This is a genomic window from Pseudomonas sp. DWRC2-2, assembly GCF_049897885.1.
Lineage (GTDB): Bacteria > Pseudomonadota > Gammaproteobacteria > Pseudomonadales > Pseudomonadaceae > Aquipseudomonas > Aquipseudomonas azotoformans_A.
This window is the reverse complement of record NZ_JAFCXD010000010.1, coordinates 63,503-81,338: the sequence shown is the minus strand read 5'-3', so window position 1 is coordinate 81,338 and position 17,836 is coordinate 63,503. Positions and strand designations below refer to the sequence as shown.

Genomic DNA, 17,836 nt, shown 5'->3' with positions numbered 1-17,836 from the left:
TGTTGAAGAAGTATTCAGCGGGGTGATTGGCGGGCATAAAAAAGCCGGGAGCCTAAAGGGTCCCGGCCAGATCAAAGGGTGATCAGCGAACCCCTTCGGCCCTCAACGCTGCCGGGGTGTAATCGGCCGCCTTGGCCGCGAAACCGAACACAAAGCTGCTCTTCTCCTCATTCTTCATGCCCAACGCGATGTAGCGCCCGGCAATGATGTCGTAGAGGGTTTCCACGGTGTAGGCCGGGGTCTGGTGGTCGTAATAGAACTGCGCATGACCTTCGGCGACACGCCACAGTTGGCCACGGCCGTCGTAGTGATCCACCAGTGCCACCTGCCAGCTGTCCTCGTCGATGTACATGTGGCGCTTGGCGTAGATGTGTCGCTCACTCGGCTTGACCGTGCCGACCACTTCCCACACGCGGTGCAGCTCATAGCGGGTCAGGTCCTGGTTGATGTGGCCGGCCTTGATGATGTCGTCGTACTTGAGGGTCGGCTGGTCGAGCTTGTAGCTGTTGTAGGGGATGTACATCTCTTTCTTGCCCACCAGCTTCCAGTCGTAGCGGTCCGGGGCGCCGGAGAACATGTCGAAGTTGTCCGAGGTGCGCAGGCCGTCGGAGGCGGTGCCCGGCCCGTCATACGCCACTTGCGGCGCGCGGCGCACGCGACGTTGGCCGGCGTTGTAGATCCACGCCAGGCGCGGCTCCTTCACCTGGTCGAGGGTTTCATGCACCAGTAGCACGTTGCCCGCCAGGCGCGCCGGCGCGGTCACCGATTGCTTGAAGAAGGTCAGCACGTTGGCCGCCTTGGCCGGGTCCATGTCCGGGATCAATTGCGGCACTGCCACTTCTTCTTCGAAGCGGATCGGCGTGTAGCTGCCGTTGGTCTGCGGCGTGGCCTGGGTGATGATGCGGCGCAGGTTGCCACCGTGGTAACGGGTGATGTGGTTCCACAGCACTTCCACGCCATTCTTCGGAATCGGGAACGCGTAGTAGCGGTTACCGGTGAAACCTTCCAGGCCATTGCCGTCATTGATCGGCTTGACGTTCAGCGCGCTGCGCTTGATCGATTCGTAGATCTCCGGTGGCAGGTTGACCGTACGGTGGGTTGGATACACCGGGATCTTGTAGGTCTCGGGGTAGCGCTTGAACATCGCCACCTGGCCGTCGGAGAGTTTGTCCTTGTATTTGTCGACGGTGGCCGCGGTGATCACGAACAGCGGTTTCTCACTGGCGAATGGGTCGGCCAGGAAGCCCTTGCTGTCCACGGCGCCGGCATTTTTCGGGATGCCACCGGTCCAGGCCGGGATCGAGCCGTCGGCGTTGCCGGCTTTTTCGGCGCCTACCGGGGTCAGGGTGGTGCCGAGCTTGGCCGCCTCTTCCGGCGACACCGCTGCCATCACGTTGGCAGCCAACAGGCTGATGGCCAACACTGCAATTGTCTTACGCATGGATGCTTGTCCTTCTTTAAGCCAGATCAGAAGTTCGCGCCGAAGCTGAGGGCGAGGAAGTCGCGGTCGGTCAGGGTGTTGTAGTCGCCGCCGAAGAAGTCGGTGTAGCTCAGGCTGGCGGTGTAGGTGCTGCGGTAGTCCGCATCCACGCCGATGCTGATGGCCTTGGCGCCTTTGTTGAACAGGCCATTGGGGCCGTAGCCGGCCACGTCATGGGACCAGGACAGGTTGGGCTTGAGGTTCACCCCGAAAATCGCGTTGTTGTAGTCAAGGATCGCCCGCGCACGGTAACCCCAGGAATTGGCGGTGACGAAACCATCGGTGTCGCCTTGGAAACCATAGGCACCGTAGACCGAGTCTCGGCCGTAGCGCAGTTTGGATTTGTCTTCCAGCCCACCGACATGCACGTACGCAGCCTCGCCTACCAGCGTCAGGCGTTCGGCGCCCAGCACCTGGTCGAAGAACTGGGTCATGGTGCTTTGGATCTGGGTGATTTCCTTGCGGCGATAGCCTTTGTTGTCGTCGCCAAAGTTGCTGCGGATTGGCGAGGCCAGTTGGCCTGCAACCGGGTTGATCAGGGCCAGGGTCAGGTCGGTGGTATTGAGTTGCACCGGGGCATTGGGGCGGTAGCTGATCTCGCCGGTCCACGCCGTGCCGGTGGGCAAGGTGGTGGAGAAGCTCGCACCGAACAGGCGGATGTCTTCCGGGTAGTCGAGATAATACTGGCCACGACCGAGCATCAGGCTCTGGACCAGCCCTGCACCCGAGCCGGGCGCGATACCATTGGCTGCACCGGAGATCGCACCGAGCCTGGCCAGGCTTGTATTGTTGGTGATGGTGCCCACCGTCGGGGTGCGGCTGTGGTAGTTCATGAAGTACAGGCCGTATTCGGTGTCATCCCCCAACCAACGCAACGCCGTACCGAACTGACCACTGTCACGGGCATCACGATCCCGTGCACGCTGCACGATCACACCTTCACGGGTCACTTGAAAGCCCTGCCCAAACGCGGCGGCCACCGGCTGCAACGGCGCAATCGCCGGGTTACCCACCGTGTAGTTGTCATTACAGCCGTGGGCCGCCACATCCCCACCAAAAAATGTGCCGCAGTTATCCAGTACGGTATTTTCCCAGTTCAGTTGGTAAAAACCTTCCACTGTCAGCTGGTTGGTCAAGCTCTGGGAGGCGAACAGCATGTTCACCGGAATCAGCCCTTCCTTGATCTCCGCACCGGGGCGGCGGAAGGCTGAGACGTCGATGGGGTTGATGCTGTTGATGGAGTTACCGATAAAGGTACTTTCGCCCCAGCTGACCACTTGCTTGCCGAGGCGCACGTTGCCCGGTTGGTCGCCAATCGAATAGTTGTGATAGACGAAGGCATCGAGCAACTCGTAGCCGGAGGAACGTGCGCCCTCATCGCGGTGGTGATTGCTGATCTGTTTGAATTCGCGATCTTCATCCTGCAACTCGAAGTCGTACCAGTACTTGCCACGCACGAACACGCCGCTGTCGCCGTACTTGAGTTCCAGGTCGTGAATACCCTTGAAGATCTTGGAGAAGGTCTCGCCCTTCTTGAAATTCAAGCGCCCGTCATCCCCGGTAGACGCCTGGCCAGTGCCGCCATTGACGGTGCCCACCAGCTTTTTATCGGCGTCGCGCATGCCCCAGCTCGCGCCCACCGACAGCGAGGAATCGAATTGCCCTTCGATCTCGCCAATGTTGAATGAAACAGCCTGTGCCTGGGCACAGCACCCCAACGCAACCGCAGCGGCCAGCGCCTGTGGCCTGAAGATGGCGCGCATTGTTGTTCTTGTCATGCGTCTTCCCCGGTGAGTGACAGAAGGCCCCACCCTACTGCCGCCCATCAGGAGCGATAAGCGCACCAAGGAGGGATTCGTGTTGTCGCTCGAAAGGATGACAGGGCGCTCTGGCCTGGGCTTCGGGCACAGGCATGCATTGGGTGGATGGTGGGTTATCAGGGGAATGTATGGAGGACCGCGCAACTGTTGCTGATTGCGCAACAGTCCTTGTCACGAATCGGCATTACTCATTTTGTTACAAGCGGCTATTCTTACCGGGCTTTCAGGGCAAACGGCCCGCTTCCACAACCGGAAGAAAAGCCAGATTCAAATGGATTGATGCCTGTTTTCAGTCTGTTACCGGTGTTCACTGACGTTGATTTGTCGCTCCTTGATCCAACGTCTTACTTCGGCCGCTGCCTATGCAGCGGCCTTTTTTATGCCTGGAATAAAACGGGGCGCCCTCAGCGCCCCGTAGCATTCAAGCTTTTTCAAGCAACGATCACAGGCTGAATTTCTGCAAATTGGCCATCATCTCCTTCAACGCCTCGATGTTGTCCTTGGGGTGAGCCGCCCCCTCGAAGTCGCAAATCTGCTGCCAATGCGCCGCCACGTCATCGGGCGAGAAGCCCGCTTGCGGATCAAAGCCCACGCCCAGGCTACGCTCCCAGCGGGTCTTGCCGATCCAGCCGCCGCCCACTTCAAACAGCCCCGAGGTTTCCTCACAGGCCTCGCTGCCCAGGTACACCACCAATGGGCTGACCAACTCCGGCTTGAGGCGCTCGAACACCTGCGGCGGGATCAAGCCTTCGGTCATGCGCGTGCCACCGGTTGGGGCGATGGCGTTGACCAGAATGTTGTTCTTGCGGCCCTCCAGCGCCAGGGTGCGCGTCAGTCCATACAAGCCCAGCTTGGCCATGCCGTAGTTGGACTGGCCGAAGTTGCCGTAGATGCCCGAGGTGGATGCAGTGAAGATCACCCGGCCATAACCTTGCTCGCGCAGATGGGGCCAGGCGGCGCGGGTGACTTTGTAGGCGCCTTCGACATGTACCCGGTAAACCAGGTCCCAGTCGCTGTCGTCCATTTTGTGGAAGGTCTTGTCGCGCAGGATGCCGGCGTTGTTGACCACCACGTCGATACGGCCAAAGGCGTCGAGGGCGTTCTGCACGATCTTGTCACCGTCGGTGACAGAGTCATGGTTGGCTTCGGCGATACCACCGGCTTCGCGGATCTGCGCCACCACACGGTCGGCAGCCGAAGCATTGGCGCCTTCGCCCTGGGTGGAACCGCCCAGATCGTTGACCAGCACCTTGGCGCCATGTTTGGCGAACAGCAGCGCATGCGCCCGGCCCAACCCGCCGCCGGCACCGGTGACGATCACGACCTTATCCTGGAACTGCACTGACTGACTCATACCGAACTCCAAAGGCGACAATGGGAATGGGTCGAGTGTCAGGCACGGGGGCTTTGGTCACAATAAAGCCGGCCAGGGCTGAATGGTGCTCGATAAGGCTGGGGGATAATCGTCAGCTCAGGAATAGGCCAATCGTGGTGCCGGTTGCCCAATCCGATCACGGAACGCCAGGTAGTGCTTGAGCACCTGAACCGGCGCCTCGATCTGCGGGTAGTGGCCGATATTGGCCAGCAGCACCGTGTCGGCGTGAGGCACCAACTCGCGGTAACGCTCCACCATATGAGCGCCGGAGATCGGGTCGATCTCGCCATCGATCACCCGCAGTGGCACTTCATCCTGTTGCATCGCCGCCACCCAACGCTCACGCATACGCCTGCGTTGAGGGATGTAGGCAATGAGTTTGTGCAGGATGCGCGTGCCTTCATGGCAGTCGATCAAACTCCAGAAATCATCCAGGGCGCTTTCGCTGGGGCGGGTGTTGGGGCCGAAGATCTGGCTGAAACTGTTCGCCAGGGCATTGCGCCCAAAGGCACGGCCGATCATCCAGCCCAGCGGGCTGAGCAAGAGTTTTTGCACCAATGCCGGGCGATGGGTTTCGGGAAACAGCCCGCCGTTGAGAAACACGCAGCTGGCCATCTGAAAGCGACCTTCGTAGTGCCGGGCCAGCAGTTCCTGGGCGACGCTGTCACCGTAGTCGTGGGCCAGCACATGCACCGGCTGCTCCACGCGCAGATGTTCCAGCAGGGCTTGTTGCAAATCCGCCTGCTCCAGCAGGCAGTATCCGTGATCGAGTGGCTTGGCCGAGTCACCAAAACCGAGCATGTCGCAGGCAATCACCAGGTTGCGCTGGGCCAGGGGCTGCCACAGGTAGTGCCAGTCCCAGCTGGCGGTGGGAAAGCCATGGATCAGCAGCAACGGTTCACCCTGCCCCGCCACCCAATAACGGATGGTGCGGCCGTGGAAGTCGAACGTCTGGCTGCGTTTGCGCCAGGCTCTCAGCGGGATCTCGGCGAGTGGCATCAGCTTCTATACCCAGGGTCTTGAGTGTCCAGCTTACGCAGCAACGCCGGCCAGGCCAGCGCGCCCCCCATACCTTGTGCGCTCTTTGTGACAGCCGCCACCATTGCCTTGGCGCCAGCGAGAATCTGGGGGCCGATGCCGATCAATTCAGCACCACCGTTTTGCGCCAGCACCTGGATATCGCAGGCGCGCTGGAACGTGAACATCATCAGGAAGGTGTCGGCGATGGTGCTGCCGCAGGTCAGCAGGCCGTGGTTGTGCAGCATCAGGAAATTGTTGTCACCCAGATCGGCCTGCAGGCGGGCCTTTTCTTCGTGATTCAGCGCCACGCCTTCGTAGGCGTGATAGGCCAGGCTCGACAGCACGAATATCGATTGCTGGCTGATCGGCAACACGCCTTGCTTCTGCGCCGCCACCGCAACACCGGCAGCGGTGTGGGTGTGCAGCACGCAGGTTACGTCGTGGCGCACTTCGTGGATGGCGCTGTGGATGGTGTAGCCCGCCGGATTGATCTCGTAGGGGCTGTCCATCAGCTTGTTGCCGGCCTGGTCGACCTTGACCAGGCTCGACGCAGTGATCTCGTGGAACATGAGGCCGTAGGGGTTGATCAGGAAATCATCAGTGCCCGGCACCTTGGCCGAGATGTGGGTGAAGATCAGGTCATCCCAACCATGCATCGCCACTAGGCGGTAGCAGGCAGCCAGGTCGACACGGGTCTGCCATTCGGCGGCGCTGACCTGATCTTTGACATTCTGTGGCGATAGAACGGGGGCTAGGCTCACGGCAACGACCTCCTTGGCGCATTTTCTTATTGTTTTTTTGAGTGATGGGCCAGTCTAGTCAGACGCCGTGGCCGCCGTAGTTGCCTTGGCAGCCAGCTTGATGACCGTACGAGTCAGTGTTGAGAATAGTTTAAATGCGTACACGCGACGTCAGAGAAGTGCCGCCAATAAAGGCGCGGCGAACAGGTTGAGCAGCCCCGTCAGCACCATCACCAAGCCCGCGACGGAGCCCTCTTCACCGCCCACTTCATGGGCCCGGCTCACGCCCGCACCGTGGGCACCCACCCCAAACAATGCACCGCGCGCCAAGGGGGTGCGCAATGGCAACCATTTGAGCAGCACACCACCGAGCATGGCGCCGAACACGCCGGTGAACATCACGAACACGGCCGTCAGTTCAGGCACACCACCGAGGTCGGACGACACGGGCATGGCGAACGGCGTGGTGATGGAGCGCGGCACCAGGGACATCGTCACCGAGGTGTCCAGCGCCAACGCCTTGGCCAAGCCGAATGAGGTGGCGATGGAGGCCACGCTGCCGGCGATCATGCCCAGCAACAAGGCCGACCAGTAACGCGCCAGCAACGTGCGCTGCTGCCAGATTGGCACCGCGAAGGCCACGGTCACCGGGCCCAGCACCAGCATCAACCAATGGGTGTCAGCGGAGTATTCCGCGTAGGCGGTGTTCATCGGCACCGCCACGGCCAGCAAGAGTACCGGCACCAGGATCAGCGGCGACAACAGGTAACGCCCGGTGCGACGGTAGATCCACCGGCTGAAGACATACGCGCCCAAGGTCAAGGCGAGCCAGAACACCGGCATCAGCTCAAGCTTCATGGCGCAGCCTCCAGCGGCACACCAGTTCGACGGTGAACGCGGTCACCAGCATCACCGCCAAGGTGCTGAAGCCAATCACCAGCAGGATACGCCAGCCGTCATTGCGCAACAGGCCGCCATAGTCCAGCAGGCTCATCAGCGCAGGAATGAAGAACAGCAACATTTCAGCCATCAACACACCGGCGCCCAATTGCAGGGTCGCCGGCTTGACCAGGCCGCTGGCGAAGGTTGCCAGCAGCAGGCCCAGCCCCACCACGCCGCCAGGGATCGGCCACGCCAGCCACACGGCCAATTGGCAACCGAGCAGGTAAATGGCCAACAGCACGACCAATTCAATCAACAGACGGGTGAAACGTTTCATGGGCTTTGGTTCCTCGCAGGCCTCCATTTTAGAGACGCGCACCCCATCCCCACAGCGAATTGTTAGACTGCCGACTATTCCAAATGGGAATCCTGATCATGGAATTCAAACAGCTGCGCAGCTTAGTCGAAGTGATCCACCGAGGCGGTTTTACCCAAGCGGGGAAAACCCTGCACATCAGTCAATCCGCCGTCAGTAAACAGGTGGCGCAACTGGAACAAAGCCTGGGCACCCCGCTGTTGGAGCGCACCGGTTCACACATTCGCCTGACCGCTGCCGGCGACGTGGTGCTGCAACGGGCTGAAGCCATGCTGCGCTTGCAGACGGAATTGCTGAGTGAGCTGGATGACATGCAGCAACTGGCCCGCGGCGAGTTGCGCCTGGGCCTGCCGCTAATGGCGGGGGATACGTTGTTTGCGGGACTGTTTGCCGAGTACCGCAGGCGCTACCCGAAGGTCACCATCCAACTGCTGGAAGGCGGCAGCCGCACGATCGAACAGGCCATTCTCAATGGTGAACTGGATGTGGGTGGCTGCCTGAATTCCAGTGATCCAGCCTTCGCCCGGCAAGCCTTCTGCGATGAGCCGCTCGACGCCTTGCTGCCGATGGATCACCCGCTGGCGCAGAACGCCCAGGTGCGCCTGGAGGAACTGGCGGACACGCCGTTCCTGATGTACCAGCGCAGCTTTGTGCTCAATGATCGGTTGATCCAGGCTTGCCAGCAGGTGGGTTTCACTCCGAGGGAAATCGGCCGTAGCGGCCAGGCGGATTTCCTCGCCGCCCTGGTCGCGGCGGGCCAGGGCGTGGTGCTGTTGCCCAGTGTGGTTGCCCGTGGGCTGGTGCGACCGGGCGTGGTGCGCCTGACGCTCAAGGCGCCCGACGACCTGCGCTGGGACATTGCGTTTACCTGGCGTGCGGGCGCCTATCTGTCGAAAGCCGCCCAGGCCTGGCTGGCGTTATTGCGGGAATTTCCGGTCAGCCGCGCAGTGCAGTAACCAACTCAGCCAGCCACGGTTCAGCGTCGGCTTCCGGGGTGACGCTTTCGCTGGCGTCCAGGCGCAGCATCGGCAGCACTTCGCGCACGCCGAGTTCACCAAACAGCTCGCGCATTTGCTCGCCGCCGCCGCAGAAGGTATCGCCATAGCTGGCGTCGCCCAGGCCGATCACCGCACCGGGCAGGCCACGCCAGGCGGCAGGCAGTTGATCGCGAATCATCGAATACAGGGGCTGCAGGTTGTCGGGCAACTCGCCCATGCCGGTGGTGGACGTCACCGCCAGAAACGCCTCGGGGCCGAACGCTTGCACATCCGCCAACGTGGCGCGGGGGTTGTGCCAGGCCTCGAAGCCGGCGGCCTTGAGAATATCGGCAGCGTGGCGGGCGACTTCTTCAGCTGTGCCGTAGACCGAGCCGGAAAGGATGGCGACTTTCATCAATCTGATCCTGTAGTTGAGCGAAAGCCTGGGATATTAACAGCTGAGGCAAATATTTCGGCGCAGCCCGTGCAACATTCGACAGTTGCCATAAACTCCAGGCTCGAAAACAAGCCATGGACCGCTCAATGATTAATGCCAAGCTGATGCAACTGGTCGTCAATGCCTCCAATGACGGTATCGTCATCGCCGAGCGCGAAGGTAAAGACAAGCCGCTGATCTACGTCAACCCGGCATTCGAGCGCATGACCGGCTACACCCCGGATGAAATCCTCTATCAGGATTGCCGTTTCCTGCAGTCGGGCGACCGTGACCAGCCTGCGCTGATGGCGATTCGGGAAGCGATGGAAAGTGGCGGGGCTTGCCGGGAAATCCTGCGCAACTACCGCAAGGACGGCACCCTCTTCTGGAACGAACTGTCGCTGTCGTCGGTGTACAACGAGGCGGACAAACAGACATATTTCGTCGCGGTGCAAAAGGACGTCACCCTGCAAGTCAAAGCACAGCAACGCGTCGCCCAGCTTGAGACCGAACTGGCGCAGCTCAAGGCTGAACTGACGGCGCTCAAGACGACGAGCGGATCTAACAAAATTTAGGTAAGGAGGTCATTAGGGGGGATAATGGCATTTTAATACCCTTTAATGAGCATGAGCGATGCAACGTGACGCGCTTCTGACCCAAGATGAACTGGACTTCATTCAGAACATGCAACACAACCCGCAACTGAACCTGCGGGATGCCTCGTCGAGCCTGACCGACAACGGCGGTGCGCAGATTCGCGACTTGCTGACTCGGCTCGCCGCTCATGACCACGTCACCCTCCAGGCGCAATTTGACAACCAGCAACTGACCTTCCCGCTGCACTTGGTGGAAGATGAGTTCCATGCGGTTCACCTGCGCCTGGGCGTACCGAGTATTTTCGAGGACGGGCCGATGATCCGCCCCTGGCGCCTGGCGCTGGAAACGCCGGTGGCACTGGAAAATATCAAGGGCACCCCGGGTGCATTGTGGGTGCACGAGGTGTCGTTCAAGGGTGTGCTGGTGGAGATTCGGGGCCGGGTCAAGCCGCCGAAAACCTTTTCACTGTGGTTCAGTCCTTCAGGTTACGAGCGCATTGCGTTGCGCGGAACCTTCGAACGAGAAACCGCGCGCGGGCTGTTCGCCTATCGGCTGAGCCAGGGCGACATCGACGAAACCGAGCGCCTGCGCCAGTTCATCCTGCACCAGCACCGCCTGGTCCATCCTGAAGTCCACGCCTGAGATCAGGTATCCAGGCCACCACCCAGAAATTGCTGCAAGCGGCGCTGCATCAACCGGCCTTCATTGCCCAGGCAGCCGATGGATGAACCGGCGAGGCTTTCCTGCGCCAAGTCCGCTGCATCGCCGGCCAACAATAGCGGGCAATTCAGGGTCAGCGCCAGACGCCTGAGCCGCAACGGCAACTCACTGCCGGGGGCGCGATTGGAAAACAGCACCAAGGCTTGGGGCTGGGTCTTTTCACAGATCAGGGTCAACTCATCGAATGGCTGGCCCACGCCCAAGATCTTGACCGCCTGTTTCTCCCCCGACATCAGCAAGCCCGCGACCAGCAACTCCAGCTCGCGGCATTCCCCCGCAACGGCCGCGAGCAACACTCGAGGCAGCGGTGCGGCGGCGGCCATCTGCAAACGTTGTGCGGTACGCGAACGCAGGAAATTATCGAAGAACAGCCACTCGCTGGCCTGGCCGAAGCGGCCTTGATGACGCAACAATGCCTGCCAGAGCGGCATGAGAATGTCCTGGAACACCACGGCGAGGGGATAGGCGGAAAAGATCTGGCCGTACAAACGGTCCAATTGGCGGTCATCGAACGCGCTGATTGCCTGGCGCAATTGCCCGCGCCATTGCTCCCATTCCACTTCCGCGCCGAGGGCGGCATCCGGTTCGCTGAGCAACGCGTCGCGCGCCAGGATCCGCCCCACTTTGCTCACCGCCACGCCGCGTTCAATCCAGTCGAGAATCCGGTGCACAGTGTCGATGTCTGTGCGCGAGTACAATCGATGCCCACTTTCGGTGCGAGTGGGTTGGATCAGGCCATAGCGCCGTTCCCAGGCACGCAAGGTCACCGGGTTGACGCCGGTGAGCCGAGCGACTTCGCGGATAGGGAAAAGATCGTCGCAAGCGCTTCCGTTGTCGGAAATCGTTTCGCGTTGAGGAGCAATAGTTTCGGGCATCAGAGGTCAAAAACATCCGTGTCGATTTGGATCCCATTTAACGCTTTTTCAGCAGATCGACACAAGCTGAACGACGAACCGACCAAAGTATCTGGTGTATTTCGCTAAAACAGGAATAATCCTTGCCTGTTTTTTCTACGTCGCTGCAACACCCCGCAGCCTCGTTTGTGTGCCGCCTACCCGGCCCAGCGCACTCGCTTATTTGGAGATACACAATGTCTACCTCTCCCGTCACCCTGATGGTTGCGCGCCGCGTGGCCAAGGGTCGCTACGAAGAACTGATGGCCTGGCTGCGCGAAGGCGAGCAATTGGCCACGGACTTTCCCGGCTACCTGGGTTCAGGTGTCCTCGCGCCGCCGCCCAACGATGATGAATTCCAGATCATTTTCCGATTCGCCGATGAAAAGACGCTGCATGCCTGGGAATTTTCGGCCTCCCGCAGTGCTTGGTTGAGCCGTGGCAGCGAGCTGTTTGCCAACCCGTCCGAGCACCGCGTACGCGGTATCGATGGCTGGTTCGGTGCGGTCGGCGCGCGCCCTCCCCGCTGGAAGCAGGCGGTGGCGATCTGGCTGGCGTTTTTCCCGGTGTCGCTACTGTTCAATTTTGTCCTGGGACCCCTGCTCAGCGAGCTCGACCTGGCGCCACGCGTGCTGGTCAGTACCATGGCCCTTACGCCACTGATGGTGTACTGGTTCATCCCACTGTCGACCCATCTGTTGGCCAATTGGCTGCACCCTGCCCCGACCCCACGCAAGGCCAGCGAAGCCGCTGCTTGAGTACAGGGGCGCTCGGTCGCTGGTATAGTTTCAATCTGCCAGCGACTCGAGCCTCCCATGACTGCAACAAACGCCCCGATCCTGATCACCGGCGCCGGCCAGCGGGTCGGCCTGCATTGCGCCCAGCGCCTGCTGGACGAAGGCCATCCGGTGATTTTCAGCTACCGCAGCGAACGGCCCGGCGTACAGGCCCTGCGCGAGCGCGGAGCGATCGGGGTGTTTGCCGATTTCTCCAGCGAGGCCGGCATCCTGGCGTTTATCGCTGAACTGAACAACCATACCCAACGCCTGCGCGCGATCATCCACAACGCCTCGGCCTGGATCGCGGAAACGCCCGACGACGAAAGCCGCGCCTTTACCGACATGTTCAGCGTGCACATGCTTGCGCCGTACTTGATCAACCTGCATTGTTCACCTTTGCTGCAACGCTCGACACCCGCCGACATCGTGCATATCAGCGATGACGTGGTGCGCAAGGGCAGCCGCCAGCACATCGCCTATTGCGCCACCAAGGCCGGCCTCGACAGCCTCACGTTGTCGTTTGCCGCGCAGTTCGCGCCGACGATCAAGGTCAATGGCATTGCTCCGGCGATGGTGATGTTCAACGACGGCGACGACGCAGCCTACCGCGCCAAGGTACTGGCCAAGTCGGCACTGGGCATCGAACCCGGCCCCGAGGTGATCTACCAGAGCGTTCGCTATTTGCTGGATAACCCCTATGTCACCGGTACCACCCTGACCGTCAACGGCGGGCGGCATATCAAGTAAGCCGTTTGTGAGGATGTTGTATGACCCTGCCCCATCACTACCGCGAGATCCTCAAAGGCCTGGGCGAAGACCCGGAGCGCGAAGGCCTGCTCGACACCCCCAAGCGCGCCGCCAAGGCCATGCAGTACCTGTGTCACGGCTACGAGCAGAGCCTGGAAACGATCGTCAACGGTGCGCTGTTCACCTCCGACAATGACGAGATGGTGATCCTCAAGGACATCGAGTTGTACTCGTTGTGCGAGCACCACCTGCTGCCCTTCATCGGCAAGGCCCATGTGGCCTATATCCCCACCGGCAAGGTGCTGGGCCTGTCGAAACTGGCGCGCATCGTCGACATGTTCGCCCGGCGCCTGCAGATCCAGGAAAACCTCACCCGACAGATCGCCGACGCGATCCAGGACGTGACCCAGGCCGCCGGGGTAGCCGTGGTGATCGAAGCCCAGCACATGTGCATGATGATGCGCGGCGTGGAAAAACAGAATTCAACCATGAACACCTCGGTGATGCTCGGCGCGTTCCGCGAGTCGAACACCACGCGCATGGAGTTCCTGCAACTGATCGGACGGAGCAAGTAGCAATGCCACAACTTCAACCAGGCATGGCGCGCATCCGGGTCAAGGACCTGTGCCTGCGCACGTACATCGGCATCAACGAGGACGAGATCCTCAACAAGCAGGATGTGCTGATCAACCTGACCATCCTGTATGCCGCCCAGGAAGCCGTGCGCGACAACGACATTGACCATGCGCTGAACTACCGCACCATCACCAAGGCGATCATCGCCCACGTCGAGGGCAACCGCTTTGCCCTGCTGGAGCGCCTGACCCAGGAGCTGCTGGACCTGGTGATGAGCAATGAGTCGGTGCTGTACGCCGAAGTCGAAGTGGACAAGCCCCATGCCTTGCGCTTTGCGGAGTCGGTTTCGATTACTTTGGCGGCCAGCCGCTAACCCCTGAATTATCAGTGAGCCCTATGAACGACCAACAACGCCTCGAACTCGAAGCCGCCGCCTTCCGCCGATTGGTGGCGCACCTGGACAGCCGCAAGGATGTGCAGAACATCGACCTGATGAACCTCTCGGGCTTCTGCCGCAACTGCTTGTCCAAGTGGTACAAGGCGGAGGCCGACGAGCGCCAGATCGAGCTGAGCCTCGATGACGCCCGTGAAGTGGTGTACGGCATGCCGTACGCCGAGTGGAAAGCCCAATACCAGAAAGAAGCCAGCGCCGACCAACAGGCGGCGTTCGCCAAAGGAAAAACCCATGACTGATCTGAACACCCTGCGCGCCAGCCTCAACAGTGGCGAACATGTTTTTGCCGATACCCTGGCATTTGTCGCTGCCGGTTATGACTACCAGCCGCAAGCCTTTACCAATGGCGACGTGGAAAATGCCGCTGGGCAGAATGAAGGCTCGTGCAAGACCTTAGGCCTGGCGTTGCTGGAAGGCTTGAGCGATCAGGAAGCACTGCTGGCGTTTGGTGAGCATTACCGCTCGGTAGTGGCGACGCCTGAGGGCAGCGATCACGGCAATATCCGTGCGTTGATTGCGAATGGCTTGGCCGGTGTGAAATTCAGCGCACTGCCGCTGACCCGTCGCTGATCAAATCGCGGACATAAAAAAACCGGCCTCTCAGCCGGTTTTTTGTTTTAACGATTTAGAACGAAGCGTCCTTCAAACCATCGAGGTAACGCTCGGCATCCAGTGCCGCCATGCAACCGGCACCGGCCGAGGTAATGGCCTGGCGGTAGACGTGGTCGGCCACGTCACCGGCAGCGAAGATGCCTTCGATGTTGGTGGCAGTCGCGTTGCCTTCGCGGCCGCCCTGCACTACCAGATAACCGTCTTTGGCTTCCAGCACGCCTTCGAACAGCGAAGTGTTCGGGGTGTGGCCGATAGCGATGAACACGCCGTCGACTTTCAGCTCGTCGAAGCTACCGTCGTTGTTCTTCAGGCGGGCACCGGTCACGCCCATGTTGTCGCCCAGGACTTCGTCCAGGGTGGCGTTGAGCTTAAGGATGATCTTGCCTTCAGCCACACGGGCGTGCAGCTTGTCGATCAGGATCTTCTCGGCGCGGAAGGTCTCGCGGCGGTGAACCAGGGTCACGGTGCTGGCGATGTTGGCCAGGTACAGTGCTTCTTCCACGGCGGTGTTGCCGCCACCGACTACGGCGACTGGCTTGTTGCGGTAGAAGAAACCATCGCAGGTCGCGCAGGCGGAAACGCCCTTGCCCATGAACGCTTCTTCCGATGGCAGGCCCAGGTAGCGGGCGCTGGCGCCGGTAGCGATGATCAGCGCGTCACAGGTGTACACGCCGCTGTCGCCGGTCAGGCTGTAAGGCTTCTTGGAGAAGTCGACCTGGTTGATGTGGTCAAACACGATCTCGGTTTCGAAACGTTCAGCGTGTTCTTTCATGCGTTCCATCAGCACCGGGCCTGTCAGGCCGTGGACGTCGCCCGGCCAGTTGTCGACTTCGGTGGTGGTGGTCAGTTGACCACCCGCCTGCATGCCAGTGATCAGCAGCGGCTTGAGGTTGGCCCGGGCAGCGTAGACCGCAGCGCTGTAACCGGCAGGGCCGGAACCCAGGATAATCACTCGCGAATGACGGGTATCAGACATGACTCACTCCTATCGACCGCCCGGACTACAAGGCGGCTGGAATAAAAAAGGGACCACGAAGCACTTGGGGAAGGCTTCAACTCGCAGACCCTGAAAAATAATGGGTGCAGCGTATCGAGGGGGGCAAGATTAAGGAAATACGGAATAACAATCCAGCTCATAGGTGGTCTCTATGCAGTCACCGCTGTTGATCAACACCTTTGTTACCACTGATGTCGCCGCTTTCGCCTGTTAAACAAAGCCGGTAAGGTCGGCGCGTTCGTCACTTTGTTCGGAGTTCTCCATGCCCGCCCCTGCTCTTTCCGGCCCGCAATACCTGCGTGAAGGCCTCAAACTGGTGTTGAGCCCCGGCCTGCGCCTGTTTGTGCTGCTGCCGCTGGTGATCAACCTGGTGCTGTTCGTCGGCTTGATCTATTTCGCCGGTCATCAGTTCAGCTTGTGGGTCGATCATCTGATGCCGACGCTGCCGACTTGGCTGAGCTTTCTGAACTACCTGCTCTGGCCCCTGTTTGTCGTGTTGGTGGTGTTGATGGTGTTTTTCACGTTCACCATGCTGGCCAACATCATCGCCGCGCCCTTCAACGGTTTTCTCTCGGAGAAAGTGGAAGTGGTGGTACGCGGCACCGATGATTTCCCGGCCTTCAGTTGGGGCGAGTTGATCGCCATGGTCCCGCGCACCCTGGCCCGCGAGATGCGCAAGCTGGGCTACTTCCTGCCACGGGCCATCGGCCTGTTTATCCTGTCGTTCATACCCGTGGTCAACCTGATCGCCGCACCTCTGTGGCTGTTGTTTGGCGTGTGGATGATGGCGATCCAGTACATCGACTACCCGGCGGATAACCACAAGCTGGGCTGGAACGAAATGCTCGCCTGGCTGCGCCAGAAACGCTGGCAGAGCATGAGCTTCGGTGGGATTGTTTACCTGGTGCTGCTGGTGCCGGTGGTCAACCTGTTGATGATGCCGGCAGCGGTGGCCGGCGCCACGTTGTTCTGGGTGCGTGAACAAGGTGCCGAGGCAATGGCTCAGCAGCAAAAAGTGACCCAGTCATAAATCCATCATCTCGATGACACAATGACGACATGGCCCACGGCGACACTGTGGGTCATGACGACAGCCTCGCTTCACATCACCCTCATCACCGAAACCTTCCCGCCAGAGATCAACGGGGTGGCCAATACCCTTGGTCGCCTGTGCGAGGGTTTGCGTGCCCGTGGCCATCAAGTCGAGCTGGTGCGTCCGCGCCAGGGCGTCGACCAGAGCCGCCCCAGCGACGACGCCTTGCTGCTGTGCCGTGGCTGGCCGCTGCCGGGTTATCCGGGCCTGCAATGGGGGCAGTCGTCGATGCACAAATTGCTGCGTCGCTGGACCCGTCAGCGCCCGGACGTGCTATACATCGCCACGGAAGGACCGCTAGGTTTGTCCGCGCTGCGCGCCGCGCGTCGTTTGGGGATCAGCGTGGTCAGCGGCTTTCACACCAACTTCCAGCAGTACTCGAACCAATATGGCATGAGTATGCTGAGCCGGATGGTCACTCACTATCTGCGCTGGTTCCATAACCGCTCGACCCTGACCCTGGTGCCCAGCGCCAGCCAGCGCCTGGAGCTGGAGCGCAAGCATTTCGAGCGTCTGGGCATGTTGTCGCGCGGAGTGGACAGCCAGTTGTTCCACCCGGCCAAACGCGACAATGCATTACGGGAAAGTTGGGCGCTGAACAGTGAGCAAACCGCCGTGCTCTATGTGGGACGGCTGGCCCAGGAGAAAAACCTGGGGTTGCTCAAGCGCTGCTTCGAGACCTTGCAGGACACCTATCCTCTGCGTCAGATGAAGCTGATCATCGTCGGTGATGGCCCGCAACGCGCGACGATGGAGAAAGAACTGCCGGAGGCGATCTTCTGCGGCACCTTGCGCGGTGAGGAACTGGCGCGGCACTACGCGTCAGGTGATGTGTTCCTGTTCCCCAGCCTGACCGAAACCTTCGGCAATGTGGTGCTGGAAGCGATGGCGTCGGGGTTGGGTGTGGTGGCCTACGATCAGGCAGCGGCGACGCAGCATATTCGCCATGGCTACAACGGCGTGCTGGCGATGCCGGGGGATGAGAACGCGTTTTGCGAGGCGGCCAACTGGCTGCTGGAGGACGCCGAAAGCCTGCGTCGCATGCGCCTGAATGCACGTCAGCATGCGAGTCGCCAGGGTTGGCCAGCGATTATCGAACAGTTCGAGCATCAATTACGGGGTGTATGCAGCGAAAACTTTGCGCTTCCTACACAGCCTTACGTACGATGAAACCCTAAGTCTTTCCTTATATTTAAGTCAGGAACTGCTTAAAGCGAAATACCAATTATTGATACCTGTTATCTGAGCAGGGCTTTCAATAA

The 17,836-nt window shown here is 60.5% G+C and carries 21 protein-coding genes; 11 read left to right on the top strand and 10 right to left on the bottom strand.

Annotation, left to right across the window (positions count from 1 at the left end; all coding sequences use genetic code 11):
• Positions 1 to 82: 82 nt before the first annotated feature.
• From ACP7EW_RS28985 to ACP7EW_RS28955, 7 genes are all read right to left on the bottom strand, one after another.
• Positions 83 to 1,441 (bottom strand): DUF1329 domain-containing protein, encoded by a 1,359-nt coding sequence (locus ACP7EW_RS28985; protein WP_426221572.1) that lies wholly within the window; start codon positions 1,439 to 1,441, stop codon positions 83 to 85.
• A gap of 26 nt (positions 1,442 to 1,467) precedes the next feature.
• Entirely contained in the window at positions 1,468 to 3,258 is a 1,791-nt protein-coding gene (locus ACP7EW_RS28980) for a DUF1302 domain-containing protein (RefSeq protein WP_426131058.1), read from the bottom strand.
• A 484-nt stretch (positions 3,259 to 3,742) separates the two neighbouring features.
• On the bottom strand, positions 3,743 to 4,654 hold the full coding sequence (locus ACP7EW_RS28975) for an SDR family oxidoreductase (RefSeq protein ID WP_038842221.1): 912 nt from the start codon (positions 4,652 to 4,654) through the stop codon (positions 3,743 to 3,745).
• 117 nt (positions 4,655 to 4,771) lie between these two features.
• Complete coding sequence (locus tag ACP7EW_RS28970; RefSeq protein WP_314534036.1) at positions 4,772 to 5,674, bottom strand: alpha/beta hydrolase; 903 nt, start codon at positions 5,672 to 5,674, stop codon at positions 4,772 to 4,774.
• Positions 5,674 to 6,456, bottom strand: a complete 783-nt coding sequence (locus ACP7EW_RS28965; RefSeq protein ID WP_033896205.1) for a class II aldolase/adducin family protein — start codon at positions 6,454 to 6,456, stop codon at positions 5,674 to 5,676. Before ACP7EW_RS28965 ends, ACP7EW_RS28970 begins: the two co-directional genes overlap by 1 nt.
• A gap of 150 nt (positions 6,457 to 6,606) precedes the next feature.
• A complete protein-coding gene (locus tag ACP7EW_RS28960) occupies positions 6,607 to 7,293 on the bottom strand; it encodes an LrgB family protein (RefSeq protein ID WP_033896204.1) in 687 nt (228 codons plus the stop codon).
• A complete protein-coding gene (locus ACP7EW_RS28955; RefSeq protein ID WP_426221571.1) occupies positions 7,283 to 7,654 on the bottom strand; it encodes a CidA/LrgA family protein in 372 nt (123 codons plus the stop codon). The genes ACP7EW_RS28960 and ACP7EW_RS28955 overlap by 11 nt, the downstream gene beginning before the upstream one ends.
• A 98-nt stretch (positions 7,655 to 7,752) precedes the next feature.
• Between ACP7EW_RS28955 and ACP7EW_RS28950 the strand changes: the two genes are divergently transcribed.
• Positions 7,753 to 8,649: a LysR family transcriptional regulator gene (locus ACP7EW_RS28950; RefSeq protein ID WP_426221570.1), complete on the top strand. Its 897-nt coding sequence runs from the start codon at positions 7,753 to 7,755 to the stop codon at positions 8,647 to 8,649.
• Here the strand turns inward: ACP7EW_RS28950 and ACP7EW_RS28945 are convergent.
• The gene (locus tag ACP7EW_RS28945; protein ID WP_177002073.1) at positions 8,630 to 9,085 is read right to left on the bottom strand and encodes a flavodoxin; all 456 of its coding nucleotides are present in this window, start codon (positions 9,083 to 9,085) and stop codon (positions 8,630 to 8,632) included. The genes ACP7EW_RS28950 and ACP7EW_RS28945 overlap by 20 nt on opposite strands.
• A 128-nt stretch (positions 9,086 to 9,213) precedes the next feature.
• Here ACP7EW_RS28945 and ACP7EW_RS28940 point away from each other — a divergent pair, with 128 nt between their 5' ends.
• The gene (locus ACP7EW_RS28940) at positions 9,214 to 9,681 is read left to right on the top strand and encodes a PAS domain-containing protein (protein WP_426221569.1); all 468 of its coding nucleotides are present in this window, start codon (positions 9,214 to 9,216) and stop codon (positions 9,679 to 9,681) included.
• Between the two features lie 58 nt (positions 9,682 to 9,739).
• Positions 9,740 to 10,345, top strand: coding sequence for a hypothetical protein (locus ACP7EW_RS28935; RefSeq protein WP_426221568.1), 606 nt, complete (start codon positions 9,740 to 9,742; stop codon positions 10,343 to 10,345).
• 2 nt (positions 10,346 to 10,347) lie between these two features.
• Here ACP7EW_RS28935 and ACP7EW_RS28930 read toward each other — a convergent pair whose 3' ends face one another.
• Complete coding sequence (locus ACP7EW_RS28930; RefSeq protein WP_426221567.1) at positions 10,348 to 11,298, bottom strand: MerR family transcriptional regulator; 951 nt, start codon at positions 11,296 to 11,298, stop codon at positions 10,348 to 10,350.
• 215 nt (positions 11,299 to 11,513) lie between these two features.
• Here ACP7EW_RS28930 and ACP7EW_RS28925 point away from each other — a divergent pair, with 215 nt between their 5' ends.
• The 6 genes from ACP7EW_RS28925 to ACP7EW_RS28900 are packed head-to-tail and all read left to right on the top strand — an operon-like array spanning position 11,514 to position 14,442.
• Positions 11,514 to 12,074: an antibiotic biosynthesis monooxygenase gene (locus tag ACP7EW_RS28925; protein ID WP_426221566.1), complete on the top strand. Its 561-nt coding sequence runs from the start codon at positions 11,514 to 11,516 to the stop codon at positions 12,072 to 12,074.
• 57 nt (positions 12,075 to 12,131) lie between these two features.
• Positions 12,132 to 12,842, top strand: a complete 711-nt coding sequence (gene folM, locus ACP7EW_RS28920; RefSeq protein WP_426221565.1) for a dihydromonapterin reductase — start codon at positions 12,132 to 12,134, stop codon at positions 12,840 to 12,842.
• 20 nt (positions 12,843 to 12,862) lie between these two features.
• Entirely contained in the window at positions 12,863 to 13,417 is a 555-nt protein-coding gene (gene folE / locus ACP7EW_RS28915) for a GTP cyclohydrolase I FolE (RefSeq protein WP_033896195.1), read from the top strand.
• A 2-nt stretch (positions 13,418 to 13,419) separates the two neighbouring features.
• The gene (gene folX / locus ACP7EW_RS28910; protein WP_003176029.1) at positions 13,420 to 13,791 is read left to right on the top strand and encodes a dihydroneopterin triphosphate 2'-epimerase; all 372 of its coding nucleotides are present in this window, start codon (positions 13,420 to 13,422) and stop codon (positions 13,789 to 13,791) included.
• 23 nt (positions 13,792 to 13,814) lie between these two features.
• Positions 13,815 to 14,111: a DUF1244 domain-containing protein gene (locus tag ACP7EW_RS28905; RefSeq protein ID WP_010206472.1), complete on the top strand. Its 297-nt coding sequence runs from the start codon at positions 13,815 to 13,817 to the stop codon at positions 14,109 to 14,111.
• Positions 14,104 to 14,442, top strand: a complete 339-nt coding sequence (locus ACP7EW_RS28900; RefSeq protein WP_061434041.1) for a HopJ type III effector protein — start codon at positions 14,104 to 14,106, stop codon at positions 14,440 to 14,442. Before ACP7EW_RS28905 ends, ACP7EW_RS28900 begins: the two co-directional genes overlap by 8 nt.
• Positions 14,443 to 14,497: 55 nt before the next feature.
• Here the strand turns inward: ACP7EW_RS28900 and trxB are convergent, their stop codons facing one another.
• Entirely contained in the window at positions 14,498 to 15,460 is a 963-nt protein-coding gene (gene trxB, locus ACP7EW_RS28895) for a thioredoxin-disulfide reductase (RefSeq protein WP_010206474.1), read from the bottom strand.
• Between the two features lie 283 nt (positions 15,461 to 15,743).
• On the opposite strand from trxB, the gene cysZ reads away from it, so the two are divergent.
• The gene (gene cysZ / locus ACP7EW_RS28890; protein WP_033896192.1) at positions 15,744 to 16,511 is read left to right on the top strand and encodes a sulfate transporter CysZ; all 768 of its coding nucleotides are present in this window, start codon (positions 15,744 to 15,746) and stop codon (positions 16,509 to 16,511) included.
• A 54-nt stretch (positions 16,512 to 16,565) separates the two neighbouring features.
• On the top strand, positions 16,566 to 17,744 hold the full coding sequence (locus tag ACP7EW_RS28885; protein WP_426221564.1) for a glycosyltransferase family 4 protein: 1,179 nt from the start codon (positions 16,566 to 16,568) through the stop codon (positions 17,742 to 17,744).
• Positions 17,745 to 17,836 lie beyond the last annotated feature (92 nt).

Excerpts from the sequence above, each read along its gene's own strand:
- ACP7EW_RS28985 (WP_426221572.1), bottom strand. The coding sequence starts at position 1,441 with ATGCGTAAGACAATTGCAGTGTTGGCCATCAGCCTGTTGGCTGCCAAC.
- ACP7EW_RS28980 (WP_426131058.1), bottom strand. The coding sequence starts at position 3,258 with ATGACAAGAACAACAATGCGCGCCATCTTCAGGCCACAGGCGCTGGCC.
- ACP7EW_RS28975 (WP_038842221.1), bottom strand. The coding sequence starts at position 4,654 with ATGAGTCAGTCAGTGCAGTTCCAGGATAAGGTCGTGATCGTCACCGGT.
- ACP7EW_RS28970 (WP_314534036.1), bottom strand. The coding sequence starts at position 5,674 with ATGCCACTCGCCGAGATCCCGCTGAGAGCCTGGCGCAAACGCAGCCAG.
- ACP7EW_RS28960 (WP_033896204.1), bottom strand. The coding sequence starts at position 7,293 with ATGAAGCTTGAGCTGATGCCGGTGTTCTGGCTCGCCTTGACCTTGGGC.
- ACP7EW_RS28955 (WP_426221571.1), bottom strand. The coding sequence starts at position 7,654 with ATGAAACGTTTCACCCGTCTGTTGATTGAATTGGTCGTGCTGTTGGCC.
- ACP7EW_RS28950 (WP_426221570.1), top strand. The coding sequence starts at position 7,753 with ATGGAATTCAAACAGCTGCGCAGCTTAGTCGAAGTGATCCACCGAGGC.
- ACP7EW_RS28945 (WP_177002073.1), bottom strand. The coding sequence starts at position 9,085 with ATGAAAGTCGCCATCCTTTCCGGCTCGGTCTACGGCACAGCTGAAGAA.
- ACP7EW_RS28940 (WP_426221569.1), top strand. The coding sequence starts at position 9,214 with ATGATTAATGCCAAGCTGATGCAACTGGTCGTCAATGCCTCCAATGAC.
- ACP7EW_RS28935 (WP_426221568.1), top strand. The coding sequence starts at position 9,740 with ATGCAACGTGACGCGCTTCTGACCCAAGATGAACTGGACTTCATTCAG.
- ACP7EW_RS28930 (WP_426221567.1), bottom strand. The coding sequence starts at position 11,298 with ATGCCCGAAACTATTGCTCCTCAACGCGAAACGATTTCCGACAACGGA.
- ACP7EW_RS28925 (WP_426221566.1), top strand. The coding sequence starts at position 11,514 with ATGTCTACCTCTCCCGTCACCCTGATGGTTGCGCGCCGCGTGGCCAAG.
- folM (WP_426221565.1), top strand. The coding sequence starts at position 12,132 with ATGACTGCAACAAACGCCCCGATCCTGATCACCGGCGCCGGCCAGCGG.
- folE (WP_033896195.1), top strand. The coding sequence starts at position 12,863 with ATGACCCTGCCCCATCACTACCGCGAGATCCTCAAAGGCCTGGGCGAA.
- folX (WP_003176029.1), top strand. The coding sequence starts at position 13,420 with ATGCCACAACTTCAACCAGGCATGGCGCGCATCCGGGTCAAGGACCTG.
- ACP7EW_RS28905 (WP_010206472.1), top strand. The coding sequence starts at position 13,815 with ATGAACGACCAACAACGCCTCGAACTCGAAGCCGCCGCCTTCCGCCGA.
- ACP7EW_RS28900 (WP_061434041.1), top strand. The coding sequence starts at position 14,104 with ATGACTGATCTGAACACCCTGCGCGCCAGCCTCAACAGTGGCGAACAT.
- trxB (WP_010206474.1), bottom strand. The coding sequence starts at position 15,460 with ATGTCTGATACCCGTCATTCGCGAGTGATTATCCTGGGTTCCGGCCCT.
- cysZ (WP_033896192.1), top strand. The coding sequence starts at position 15,744 with ATGCCCGCCCCTGCTCTTTCCGGCCCGCAATACCTGCGTGAAGGCCTC.
- ACP7EW_RS28885 (WP_426221564.1), top strand. The coding sequence starts at position 16,566 with ATGACGACAGCCTCGCTTCACATCACCCTCATCACCGAAACCTTCCCG.